Source organism: Pseudomonas sp. S2_A10 (assembly GCF_054668465.1).
This window is the reverse complement of sequence record NZ_CP162773.1, coordinates 507,428-519,852: the sequence shown is the minus strand read 5'-3', so window position 1 is coordinate 519,852 and position 12,425 is coordinate 507,428. Positions and strand designations below refer to the sequence as shown.

Sequence of the window (12,425 nt, the reverse complement as noted above, 5' to 3'; positions counted from 1 at the left end):
CCTCAGGCTTCGGCTTGGGCTTTGATCAGACGGTCGTAAGCGTCCTGATCGAGCAGTTTGCCGACAGCGGCGGCATCGCTAGGCTGAAAGCGGAAGAACCAGCCTTCGCCCAGTGGATCTTCGTTGACCAGTTCCGGGGCGTCTTGCAGCGCCGGGTTGACTTCCAGCACGTCGCCATCGAGCGGCATGTACACGCCGCTGGCGGCTTTCACCGATTCCACGGTGGCGGCTTCGGCGCCTTTTTCGTAAGCCTGCAACTCAGGCAGTTGCACGAACACCACGTCGCCCAGGGCGTTCTGCGCGAATGCGGTGATGCCGACAGTGACACTGCCGTCGGCTTCGGTGCGCAGCCATTCGTGATCTTCAGTAAAACGCAACTCGCTCATGGAAACTCCTCAGGGGCCAGACTCGTCTGGTGGACGCGGTGGAAAGCTTGGGGCGGGGAAGCCCTTAATAGATGAGGAGGCAGGTAGCAAGAATGCGGCCAAGGTTGATTTATCTATATAAATCAATGGCTTGGATTTTTTAGGTGGGTGTCGGCAGGTTGCGCCTGTAGCGAAATCGCTACAGCTTGGGGCGAGGAGAAAAGCTTAATCGGATCAAAGCGTTGCGCAGCGCTGGTCACAGGCGGGTGTAGCGATATCGTTCCGCTGTAGCGCTTTCGGTACAGATAGAGGTCGTTTTTGAACGGATTTTGAATCCGCCATAAAACCCTGTGGGAGCGAGCCTGCTCGCGAAGACGGTGTGTCAGGCGCCAGCTATTTCGCTGATAGACCGCTTTCGCGAGCAGGCTCGCTCCCACATGGGGAATTTCCTGCAAAAGGGATGCGCGGTGAGTCAGGGTTTATTGGGAATGCCGTATTTGCGCAATCGATGGGCGATGGCGGTGTGCGAGGTTTGCAATCGGCTCGCCAGTTGCCGGGTCGAGGGATAGCTGACGTAAAGCTTTTCCAGCAGCGCTCGTTCGAACGATTCGACCGCTTGTTCGAGACTTTCCACCTCAGTGTCGGTCTGGCGCGCGACGGAGGTGCCGGCGATGTCGAGGTCGCCGATATCGACCAGGCTGCTCTCGCAAATCGCTGCCGCGCGGAAAATCACGTTCTGCAGTTGCCGCACGTTGCCCGGCCAGCGATTGCCGAGCAGCGCCGGATAAGTGCCGGGCGCCAGGCGGCAGACCGGGCGCTGGATCTGCGCACAGGCCTGCTGCATGAAGTAGCGAGCCAGCAGCAAAATGTCTTGACCGCGTTCACGCAGCGGCGGCACTTCGACGTTGAGCACATTGAGGCGATAGAACAGGTCTTCGCGGAACAAGCCTTCGCTGACCATTTTTTCCAGATCGCGGTGGGTAGCGCTGAGGATGCGCACATTGACCTTCACTTCACGATCACCACCGACGCGGCGGAAGCTGCCGTCGTTGAGAAAACGCAGCAATTTGGCCTGCAAGTACGGCGACATCTCGCCGATTTCGTCGAGAAACACCGTGCCCTGGTTGGCCAGCTCCATCAGCCCTGGCTTACCGCCACGCGCCGCACCGGTGAAGGCGCCGGGGGCATAGCCGAACAGTTCGCTCTCGGCGAGGTTCTCCGGCAGCGCCGCGCAGTTGAGGGCGAGAAACGGAGCGCTGTGCCGTGCACTGATGGCATGGCAAGCGCGGGCGACGAGTTCTTTACCGGTACCGGTTTCGCCTTGAATCAACAACGGTGCATCAAGGGCGGCGACGCGTTGCGCGCGGGCCTTGAGTGTGCGGATCGCCGGAGACTCGCCGAGCAGCGCGTCGAAGCCTTCGGCGTGATCGTGGTGCAGTGCCGAGAGTTGTTCGCCGATGCGATTTGGTTGATACAGGGTCAGCAGGGCGCCGGCGTCGGTGATCGGCGTGGCGTCGAGCAGCAGGGTCTGGCCGTTGACGGTGATCTCGCGCAGCGGCAGGCGAAAGCCGTTTTCCAGCAGGGTATCGAGCAGGCCGGGATCATTGAACAGCGCCGAGACGCTTTCACCGGCCGGTTCGCGACCGTACAGGGCAATCAACGCCGGGTTGGCCAGCAGCACCTTGCCGGCGCTGTCGAGGGCCAGCACCGGGTCGGTCATCGCCGCGAGCAGGGCATCTAGCTGCAAGTGCCGGCGCTGGCCGGGGAGGATATCGACCACGGTCACCGCTTCCACGCCGAGCACGCGAAACAGCGCATCTTTCAGTTCTTCGAGCACTTGCGGGCTGAGGGTCGGCGCGTCGATGTAGACGTTCGGCGGGATCATCTCCACCGCATCCAGATTGAGATTGCGCCCACCGAGGATAGCCAGGACTTCCTGGGTGATGCCGACGCGGTCGATGAAGCTGACGTGGATACGCATGGGGGCGGTTCAGTGATCTGCAGAGCGGAGGGAGGCAAGTATGCCTTAAATCAAAAGCCCCCTCACCCCAGCCCTCTCCCGGAGGGGAGAGGGAGCCGACCGAGGTGTCTGGGGTTATGCATCGACCTGAAAGTACCGGGCGATTATGGATTCAGTGATGCAGGATCAGGTCGACGCAATGCTGCAGCATCCCCCAATCGGTTCCCTCTCCCCTCCGGGAGAGGGCTAGGGTGAGGGGCTTTTGATTTTTATTCGAAATGCTCGAGGTTCACCGGATCCCCCGACTGCATATTCAACTTCTGCCGAATGTCTTCAAACATCAGATCGTAATGCTTGTGCACCGAGCCGATCTGGCTGTGGGTCTTGGGTATGCCGTACTTCTCGGCGATCCGCGTGACATCGCGGGCGAAGTTGTAGGCCTCTTCCTTGGGCAGGAAAAACGCCTCCTTCATGTCCTTGCCCTGCATGCTGCCGTGCAGGGTGAACTGAATCCCCTTGCCTTTCTGCGGGTCGGTGAACACTTCATAGTCCAGATGCACGTTGTAATTGACGTCATCGTCGGTCAACGCGTGCCGCTCGATGTGCAGATGACCAGGTTCGAACTGGGCCATTGAGCTACTCCTTTCAAGGCATGGAAGCGGAGCAGGTCTTGAGCCTGCCCCGGCGTTTATTGTTATCGGTAGCTGATCCCCGGCTTCGCCGTGCTGACCCGCGTACCGGCGGTGCCCTGGACGATGGCTTCGATATCGGCCAGCGAACCGATCACCGCGACCTTGCCAGTATGGCGCGCGAATTCGCAGGCTGCCTGAACCTTCGGCCCCATCGAGCCGGCGGCGAACCCAAGGCGTTCGAGTTCGTCAGGGTGGGCTTCGGCAATGGCTTTCTGGGTGGGTTTGCCATAGTCGATGAACGCTGCGTTGACGTCAGTGGCGATCACCAGCAAATCGGCTTCCAACTGCTCGGCGAGCAACGACGAACACAGGTCCTTGTCGATCACCGCCTCGATACCCTTGAGGTTACGGTTTTCGTCATACATGGTCGGAATGCCGCCGCCACCAGCGCAAATGACGATGCTGCCCTTGTCCAGCAGCCACTTGATCGGGCGGATTTCGAAGATGCGTTTCGGCCGTGGACTGGCTACGACGCGGCGGAATTTGTCGCCATCCGGGGCAATCGCCCAGCCTTTTTCGGCGGCGAGTTTTTCCGCTTCGGCTTTCTCGTAGACCGGGCCGATCGGCTTGCTCGGCTTCTTGAAAGCCGGGTCGTTGGCGTCGACTTCAACCTGGGTCAGCAGGGTGGCGAACGGCACTTCGAAGTCGAGCAGATTGCCCAGTTCCTGTTCGATGATGTAGCCGATCATGCCTTCGGTTTCGGCACCGAGCACGTCCAGCGGGTAGGGGGTGACGGAGGTGTAGGCCGCCGCTTGCAGCGACAGCAGGCCGACTTGCGGGCCATTGCCGTGGGCGATGACCAGTTGGTTGCCGGGATGGATCTTGGCGATTTGCTCGGTGGCGATGCGGATGTTGGCGCGCTGGTTGTCAGCGGTCATCGGCTCACCACGGCGGAGCAGGGCGTTACCGCCCAGGGCTACGACGATACGCATGGTGCAATCCTTCTAAGCAGAGGAATGACAAACGATTCGATCTCCCTGCTGGAACCGATATCCCTGTGGGAGCGAGCCTGCTCGCGAACGCGTCAGATCAGTCGACATCGCTGTTGAATGACCCACCGCTTTCGCGAGCAGGCTCGCTCCCACATTGGGTTTCCGGTTCCTTCAGTGGGAGCGCTGTGGCGTCAGAGATCAGCCAGGGTCGAAACCAGAATCGCCTTGATCGTGTGCATGCGGTTTTCCGCCTGCTCGAACGCGATGCAGGCCGGCGACTCGAACACGTCATCGGTCACTTCAATACCGTTTTTCAGGTGCGGATATTGTTCGGCGATCTGTTTGCCGACCTTGGTGTCGCTGTTGTGGAACGCCGGCAGGCAGTGCATGAACTTGGTACGCGGGTTGCCGGTGGCCTTCATCAGCTCGGCGTTGACCTGATACGGCAGCAGTTGCTGAATGCGCTCGGCCCAGGCTTCCACCGGTTCACCCATCGATACCCAGACATCGGTGTGAATGAAGTCCACGCCTTTGACCGCTTCTTTCGGATCTTCGGTGAGGGTGATGCGTGCGCCGCTTTCCTCACCGTATTTTTTGCAACGCGCCACCAGATCGTCCAGCGGCCACAGCGCTTTCGGTGCGCAGATGCGCACGTCCATGCCGAGCTTGGCGCCGATCAGCAGCAGCGAGTTACCCATGTTGTTGCGCGCGTCGCCCAGGTAGGCGTAGCTGATTTCATGGATCGGCTTGTCGGCGTGCTCACGCATGGTCAGCACGTCGGCGATCATCTGGGTCGGGTGATATTCATCGGTCAGGCCGTTGAACACCGGCACGCCGGCGAACTTGGCCAGCTCCTCGACGATTTCCTGTTTGAAGCCACGGTACTCGATGGCGTCATACATGCGCCCGAGCACGCGGGCGGTGTCCTTCATGCTTTCCTTGTGGCCGATCTGCGAGGAGTTCGGGTCGATGTAAGTGACGTTTGCGCCTTGGTCATAGGCCGCCACTTCGAAGGCGCAACGGGTGCGGGTCGAAGTTTTCTCGAAAATCAGGGCGATGTTGTTGCCCTTCAGGTGTTGTTGCTCGGTGCCGGTGTATTTCGCGCGTTTCAGATCACGGGACAGGTCGAGCAGGTAACGCAGCTCACGTGGGGTGTGGTGTTCCAGGCTGAGCAGGTTACGGTTGTGAATGTTAAAAGCCATGATGGATCTCCTTGGGTTTCGGTTATCCCCTTGGCCGCGCTCGATAAGTCGCGGCGAAGGCTCAAAGATTAGTAGTCGATCGGGTCGCGGATGATCGGGCAGGTCATGCAGTGGCCGCCGCCACGGCCTCGGCCGAGCTCGCCGGCGCTGATGGTGATGACCTCCACGCCAGCCTTGCGCAGCAGAGTGTTGGTGTAGGTGTTGCGGTCGTAGCCGATGACCACGCCCGGTTCCATGGCCACCACGTTGTTGCCGTCGTCCCATTGCTCGCGTTCGGCGGCGAAGCTGTTGCCGCCAGTTTCCACCACGCGCAGTTTCGGCAGATTCAGCGCCGCAGCGACGGTGTCGAGGAAGCTGCCTTCTTCGCGGCGGATGTCGATGCCACCCTGTTTGCTTTCGTCAGGACGCAGGGTGAAGGCGACGATCTGGTTGACCACTTCCGGGAAGATCGTCACCAGGTCGCGGTCGCAGAAGCTGAACACGGTGTCCAGGTGCATTGCTGCGCGGGACTTCGGCAGGCCGGCGACGATGACTTTTTCCACCGCTTTGTTGTTGAACAGGTTCAGCGCCAGTTGGCCGATGGCCTGCCGCGATGAGCGCTCGCCCATGCCGATCAGCACCACGCCGTTGCCGATCGGCATGACGTCGCCGCCCTCAAGGGTGGAGTTGCCGTGGTCCTTGTCCGGGTCGCCGTACCAGATCTCGAATTCGGCGTTGGTGAATTGCGGATGGAATTTATAGATGGCGGTGGTCAGCAGGGTTTCCTGACGGCGCGCCGGCCAGTACATCGGGTTCAGCGTCACGCCACCGTAGATCCAGCAGGTAGTGTCGCGGGTGAACTGGGTGTTGGGCAGCGGCGGCAGGATGAAGCTGGAGTGGCCGAGGAAGTCGCGGAACATCTGGATGGTCTTGCCACCGAAGCTGTCCGGCAGATCATCGGCCGACACGCCGCCAATCAGGAATTCGGCGATGTGGCGTGGCTCGAGGCTTTTCAGCCAGGATTTCACTTCGCTGATCAGGCCCAGGCCCACCGAGTCGGCCGTCACTTTGCGCTCAAGAATCCAGTCCAGCGCTTCGGGGATGGCGACGATGTCGGTCAGCAGGTTGTGCATTTCCACCACGTCGATGCCGCGCTCGCGCATCTTGGTGACGAAGTCGAAGTGATCGCGCTTGGCCTGCGCCACCCACAGCACGTCATCGAACAGCAGTTCATCGCAGTTGTTCGGGGTCAGCCGCTGATGGGCCAGACCTGGGGAGCAAACCATGACTTTACGCAGTTTCCCGGCTTCGGAGTGGACGCCGTACTTCACTTTTTCCGTGGTCATTTCTGTGTTCCTCCAGATGACAATTCAATCAGGGGTTACAGCGTCAGGAAGCCATCGTAGAGACCATAGGCCGCCACCACGGCGCCCATGACCACTGCGGCGAAAATCAGCTTCTCGACGTTGGTGAAAACCGGTTGTTTGAGTTCCAGCTTGGCCTTGGCGAACAGGATCGCGCCGGGCGCGTAGAGCAGGGCCGACAGCAGCAGGTACTTGACCCCGCCGGCGTACAACAACCACACCGCGTAGATCAGGGCGATACCGCCGATGATCAGATCCTTGCGCCGCTCGGCGGCAAAGCCTTCGTAGCTCTCGCCGCGCACCGCCAGCAGCAGGGCATAGGCCGCGGACCACAGGTACGGCACCAGAATCATCGAGGTGGCGAGGTAGATCAGTGACAGGTAAGTGCTGGCCGAGAACAGGGTGATGATCAGGAACACCTGCACCATCGCGTTGGTCAGCCACAGGGCGTTGACCGGCACATGGTTGGCGTTTTCCTTGCGCAGAAACTCCGGCATGGTGTGGTCTTTGGCGGCGGCGAACATGATCTCCGCACACAGCAGCACCCACGACAGCAGCGCACCGAGCAGCGAGATGATCAAGCCGACGCTGATCAGCACCGCACCCCAGTGACCAACCACATGCTCAAGCACGGCGGCCATCGACGGGTTCTGCAGTTTCGCCAGTTCCGGCTGGGTCATGATGCCCAGCGACAGCACGTTCACCAGCACCAGAAACAGCAGCACGGTGATGAAGCCGATCACGGTGGCCTTGCCGACATCCGAGCGTTTCTCGGCGCGGGCGGAGAAGATGCTCGCGCCTTCGATACCGATGAACACCCAGACGGTGACCAGCATCATGTTGCGCACCTGGTTCATCACACTGCCCAGGTCAGGGTTTTTCACGCCCCAGATGTCGGCGGTGAAGATGTCCAGTCTGAACGCGAAGACTGCGATCAACACGAACAGCAGCAGCGGCACGACCTTGGCGACGGTGGTCACCAGGTTGATGAACGCCGCTTCCTTGATCCCGCGCAACACCAGAAAATGCACGCCCCACAGCAGCAAGGACGCGCCGATCACCGCCGCCGGGGTATTGCCTTCGCCGAAGATCGGAAAGAAATAGCCGAGGGTGCTGAACAGCAGAACGAAGTAACCGACGTTGCCCAGCCAGGCGCTGATCCAGTAGCCCCAGGCCGATGAGAAACCCATGTAGTCGCCGAATCCGGCCTTGGCGTAGGCGTAGACTCCGCCGTCCAGATCAGGCTTGCGATTGGCGAGGGTCTGAAAGACAAATGCGAGGGTGAGCATGCCGACTGCGGTGATGGCCCAGCCGATCAGCACTGCACCGACGTCGGCGCTGGCGGCCATGTTTTGTGGCAACGAAAATATCCCGCCGCCAATCATTGAACCGACTACCAGTGCAACCAGTGCACCGAGTCTTAGTTTTCCGGGCGCTTCAGACATTTGCATGACTCCATTGCAGGAAAGGAGAGCTCACAGCCTAGTACCGTTGTCTGTTCGAATAGCTGACTTGGATCAGTGCATGGCCACATTCCATTGTTAATGAATGACTTATCCACCCGTTGCGGGCATAACACTGTGCTCTGGAAGGCCCGTCCCAGAGCCGTTTCGTTGACGCAATTGGGAATAGCAATTAATGCTTTCGAACTATCACGCTAGTTGCTTTTCCGCGTTTGGCAAATGTCCGTCATCTGTTTTCAGTACAGAATTGAATAATCAAGATTGGCGCACAAAACTGACTTAACGTGCTAAGCGTTATCGTGGTCGGCTATATATAACGGTGCGAAATTGGCCATTACCTGATAAACGTCATCTACCCTTAGGCTTTTAGTCGGCTGTTGTTACAAATAAACAACAACGGCTCTTTCAAGGAGATCTGCATGTCGCAACCGACGCAAAAGCTGCGCCTTGGTGCGTTGATCGCGCTGGTGGTGGGGTCGATGATCGGCGGGGGGATTTTCTCGTTGCCGCAAAACATGGCGGCGCGCGCCGATGCCGGGGCGATCCTGATCGGCTGGGGCATCACCGCAATCGGCATGCTGACGCTGGCCTTCGTCTTTCAGACCCTGGCCAATCGCAAACCGGAGCTGGACTCGGGCGTCTACGCCTACGCCAAGGCCGGGTTCGGCGATTACATGGGCTTTTCGTCGGCGTGGGGTTACTGGATCAGCGCCTGGCTGGGCAACGTCGGCTATTTTGTGTTGCTGTTCAGCACCCTCGGTTATTTCTTCCCGGTATTCGGCCAGGGCAACACGCCGATCGCCATCGGCTGCGCCTCGCTGCTGTTGTGGGCGGTGCATTTTCTGGTGATGCGCGGGATCAAGGAGGCGGCGCTGATCAACCAGCTGACCACCGTGGCCAAGGTCGTGCCGCTGATCATGTTCATCGTCATCGCTGCCGTGGCATTCAAGGCTGACATTTTCACCCGTGACATCTGGGGCCGCAGCAACCCGAACTTCGGCGGGGTGATGGATCAGGTGCGCAACATGATGCTGGTCACCGTGTTCGTGTTCATCGGCATCGAAGGCGCCAGCGTCTATTCGGCTCGCGCAGAAAAACGCAGCGACGTCGGCCGTGCCACGGTGATCGGTTTTATCGGCGTGCTGGCGCTGCTGGTGCTGGTCAACGTGCTGTCGCTGGGGATCATGAGTCAGCCGGAACTGGCCAATCTGCAAAACCCATCACTGGCAGCGGTGCTCGAACACATCGTCGGGCCGTGGGGTGCGTTGCTGATCAGCGTCGGGCTGGCGATTTCGCTGTTGGGCGCGTTGTTGTCATGGGCCTTGCTGTGCGCGGAAATCCTCTTCGCCACGGCCAAAGACAAAACCATGCCGGCGTTCCTGAAGAAGGAAAACAAGAACCACGTGCCGGTCAACGCGCTGTGGCTGACCAATGTGATGATCCAGATTTTCCTGCTGATCACATTGTTCTCGGCGGGCACTTACACCAGTCTGATTTACCTGGCGTCGTCGATGATTCTGGTGCCGTATTTGTGGTCGGCGGCCTATGCGGTGCTGCTCAGCGGGCGCGGCGAAACCTACGAACACGCCTCGGCGGAACGTACCAAGGATCTGCTGATTGGCGGCATCGCACTGGTTTACGCGGTGTGGCTGTTGTATGCCGGTGGGGTGAAGTATCTGCTGCTGTCGGCGCTGCTGTATGCGCCGGGGGTGATCCTGTTTGCCAAGGCCAAGCGTGAACAGGGGCAACCGGTTTTCACTACGGTGGAAAAGGGGATTTTTGCTTGCGTGGTGATCGGGGCGGGGCTGGCGGCGTATGGGTTGTATAGCGGGGTGTTGTCGTTGTGATCTGAAAAGCAGCCCCTCACCCTAGCCCTCTCCCAGAGGGAGAGGGGACTGACCGAGGTGTCTGGCGCTATACATCGACCTGAGCGATCGAGTCGATTATGGATTCGACGAAAATCTTGCACGTCGGCGTAACTCTCCAATATCCCCCAATCAGTCCCCTCTCCCCTCTGGGAGAGGGCTAGGGTGAGGGGCTTCTCATGGCCAACACGGAGGATGCGAGCCCAACTCCGTCGCCGGCCAATTCCACCGCATCGCCGTCCCGCTGATCTGCAGCGGCACGCGCAACCTCCGCGCCGGTCCCCACGCGGTGTGTTCAATCGCCGGATCCTGATCCAGTGCGTCTTCAGCCCGCAGTGGGTCAAGCATCCCCGGCCCATGCTCAAGCAACAGCTTCGCCGTCCGTGCCAGCGACAACCGCGCCGAACCCCCGCGACCGCTGGCCAGTCGTTCAGTCAGCAATCTGATCGCACTCGCCGCCATCAGATACCCGGTCGCATGATCCAGCGCCTGCACCGGCAGTGGCGTCGGTTTATCACTGTGCTTCCAGCGCTGTCCGGCCTCGGCAATGCCGCTGCTCATCTGCACCAGGCTGTCGAAGCCCCGGCGGTTCTGCCAGGGGCCGCTCCAGCCGTAGGCATTGAGGCAGACGTCGATCAGCCCCGGTGCCAGTTGCCTTCGGCGTTCAATACCAAACCCCAGATGTTCCAGCGCATCGGCGCGATAGCCGTGGAGCAAGATGTCGGCGTCTTGCAATAAACCTTCGAACACTGCGCGATCCGCTGGCACTTGCAGATCCAGCCGCGCACAGCGCTTGCCGACAGTCATTTCCGGAACGACGCCGGGTTCGTTCCAGCTCGGTGGATCGATGCGCAGCACGTTGGCGCCCAGCCCAGCGAGGAAGCGGCTGGCGCTGGGACCGGCGAGCACGCGGGTCAGGTCGAGCACCTTGATCCCGGCCAGCGGTCGTGCGATCGAGCCTTGCCAGGCGGTGCGTTTCTCGTCCGTCTGCTCGCTGAATTGCACCAGCGCTTCGGCATTCACCGCCAGCCCCTGCGGATGCTGCTGCCACTGCGCCCAACTGCGCATCTCGGCGGCGCAGCCCTTGGCGTCGACCACTGCTTGTTCCAGATCCGCACTGTCCCATTGCGCGACTTTTGCCGCCATTGCGGCGCGGTCGGTGCAGGCACCGAGCACGCGTTCAGCGGCGGCGCGGTGGTGCGGGGCGTTGGTGTGCAGACGGATCCAGCCGTCCCGGGTCGCATAGTCGCCGGCGACGGGATCCCACAGCGGCGGCACCTGCCAGCCGATCGGGCGCAGCGAGGTGGAAAACCACAACGAGGCCAGACGGCGGTCGACTGCAACCGCAGGCAAGTGCCCGGTTTGCTGGTGAAGCAATTCGCTGAGCGCTTGCCCGGCGGCAGCGATGCTGGCGCAGGCCAGTTCGGTCACGGCGAACGCCGAGGGCAACGCGCCGTCACCGTTGAAGGGGATCGGCGTGTGGGGCAGGTCGAGTGCGGTTTGGATGGACGTGAGCAGATCAGTCATCGAAGGCCCTCCGGAACGAGAGGGCGATGATAGTGCAAAAGAATCGCGGTTTAGATGAAACCAGGATGTGAACCCGTTTCCCCAGTGGGAGCGAGCCTGCTCGCGAAGGCGTCGTGTCAGTCAACACGGATGTTGGATATGACGACCGCTTCGCGAGCAGGCTCGCTCCCACAGGGATTTATGCTGGATTGTTACACGCGGAACTGATCCATCAATTTCATCTGCTGGCTCGCCAGGCTGTTGAGCTGGCTGCTGATCGCTGCCGATTCGGTGGCCTGCTCGGTCAGGGTTTCGGTCACGGTGCGAATCGCCGAGACGTTGCGGTTGACCTCTTCGGCCACGGCGCTCTGTTCTTCGGCGGCACTGGCGATCTGCAGGTTCATGTCGCTGATCACCGTCACCGCGTCGCTGATCTTGCCCAGTGCATCAACGGCCTGACGAATCTGCCCGGCATTGTTGTGCGCCTGGGTCTGGCTCGAATGCATGGTCGCGACCACGCCACGGGTGCCGGTCTGGATGCGCTCGATGACGATGCGGATTTCTTCCACCGAATCCTGCGTGCGTTTGGCCAGGTTGCGCACCTCGTCGGCGACCACGGCAAAACCGCGGCCGCTTTCGCCGGCGCGGGCGGCTTCGATGGCGGCGTTGAGGGCCAGCAGGTTGGTCTGTTCGGCGATGCTGCGAATCACTTCCAGCACCGAGCCGATCTGCTCGCTGTTCACTGCCAGCGCTTCGACCTCGGTAACTGCTTTGCTCACCTCATCGGCCAGTTGATTGATGTCGCGGGTGCTGCGCTCGATGATCGCCATACCGTCCTTCGCCGACTGATCGGCACCCTTGGCGGCGTTGGCCGCGTTCGAGGCACTGTTGGCGACGTCGTGGGCGGTGGCGCTCATTTCGTTGGACGCGGTGGCGACCTGATCGATTTCGCGGAACTGCACCTGCATGCCTTCGCTGGTCTGGCGGGCAATTTCCGACGACTGATCGGCCGTGCCGCGCGCTTCGGTGATGCTCTGTTTGATCTGCGCGATGGTCGGTTGCAGCTTGTCGAGGAAGCGGTTGAACCAGTTCACCAG

Annotated in this window: 9 protein-coding genes and 1 pseudogene; 1 reads left to right on the top strand and 9 read right to left on the bottom strand. The window is 60.7% G+C overall.

Annotated features, from left to right (window positions below; all coding sequences use genetic code 11):
* Window positions 1–2: 2 nt before the first annotated feature.
* The 7 genes from gcvH to arcD (AB4N41_RS02360) form a co-directional block, all read right to left on the bottom strand.
* The gene (gene gcvH, locus AB4N41_RS02390) at window positions 3–386 is read right to left on the bottom strand and encodes a glycine cleavage system protein GcvH (protein WP_039758162.1); all 384 of its coding nucleotides are present in this window, start codon (window positions 384–386) and stop codon (window positions 3–5) included.
* 451 nt (window positions 387–837) lie between these two features.
* Entirely contained in the window at window positions 838–2,346 is a 1,509-nt protein-coding gene (locus tag AB4N41_RS02385; RefSeq protein ID WP_095181474.1) for a sigma-54-dependent transcriptional regulator, read from the bottom strand.
* 248 nt (window positions 2,347–2,594) lie between these two features.
* Complete coding sequence (locus AB4N41_RS02380) at window positions 2,595–2,957, bottom strand: DUF5064 family protein (protein ID WP_041479784.1); 363 nt, start codon at window positions 2,955–2,957, stop codon at window positions 2,595–2,597.
* 62 nt (window positions 2,958–3,019) lie between these two features.
* The gene (gene arcC, locus AB4N41_RS02375) at window positions 3,020–3,949 is read right to left on the bottom strand and encodes a carbamate kinase (protein ID WP_056787936.1); all 930 of its coding nucleotides are present in this window, start codon (window positions 3,947–3,949) and stop codon (window positions 3,020–3,022) included.
* A 191-nt stretch (window positions 3,950–4,140) separates the two neighbouring features.
* A complete protein-coding gene (locus tag AB4N41_RS02370; protein ID WP_041479782.1) occupies window positions 4,141–5,151 on the bottom strand; it encodes an ornithine carbamoyltransferase in 1,011 nt (336 codons plus the stop codon).
* A gap of 68 nt (window positions 5,152–5,219) precedes the next feature.
* Entirely contained in the window at window positions 5,220–6,476 is a 1,257-nt protein-coding gene (arcA, locus tag AB4N41_RS02365; protein ID WP_016773516.1) for an arginine deiminase, read from the bottom strand.
* 35 nt (window positions 6,477–6,511) lie between these two features.
* Complete coding sequence (gene arcD / locus AB4N41_RS02360; RefSeq protein WP_252876785.1) at window positions 6,512–7,939, bottom strand: arginine-ornithine antiporter; 1,428 nt, start codon at window positions 7,937–7,939, stop codon at window positions 6,512–6,514.
* A 437-nt stretch (window positions 7,940–8,376) separates the two neighbouring features.
* On the opposite strand from arcD (AB4N41_RS02360), the gene arcD (AB4N41_RS02355) reads away from it, so the two are divergent.
* Window positions 8,377–9,804, top strand: coding sequence for an arginine-ornithine antiporter (gene arcD, locus AB4N41_RS02355; RefSeq protein WP_150637483.1), 1,428 nt, complete (start codon window positions 8,377–8,379; stop codon window positions 9,802–9,804).
* A gap of 195 nt (window positions 9,805–9,999) precedes the next feature.
* On the opposite strand, the gene AB4N41_RS02350 is transcribed toward arcD (AB4N41_RS02355), so the two are convergent.
* Together AB4N41_RS02350 and AB4N41_RS02345 are read right to left on the bottom strand one after the other, a co-directional pair.
* Window positions 10,000–11,349, bottom strand: a complete 1,350-nt coding sequence (locus AB4N41_RS02350) for a CoA transferase (protein ID WP_252876784.1) — start codon at window positions 11,347–11,349, stop codon at window positions 10,000–10,002.
* Window positions 11,350–11,540: 191 nt separating this feature from the next.
* A pseudogene (locus tag AB4N41_RS02345) lies at window positions 11,541–12,068 on the bottom strand (methyl-accepting chemotaxis protein); the annotation flags it as partial.
* Window positions 12,069–12,425: the final 357 nt, after the last annotated feature.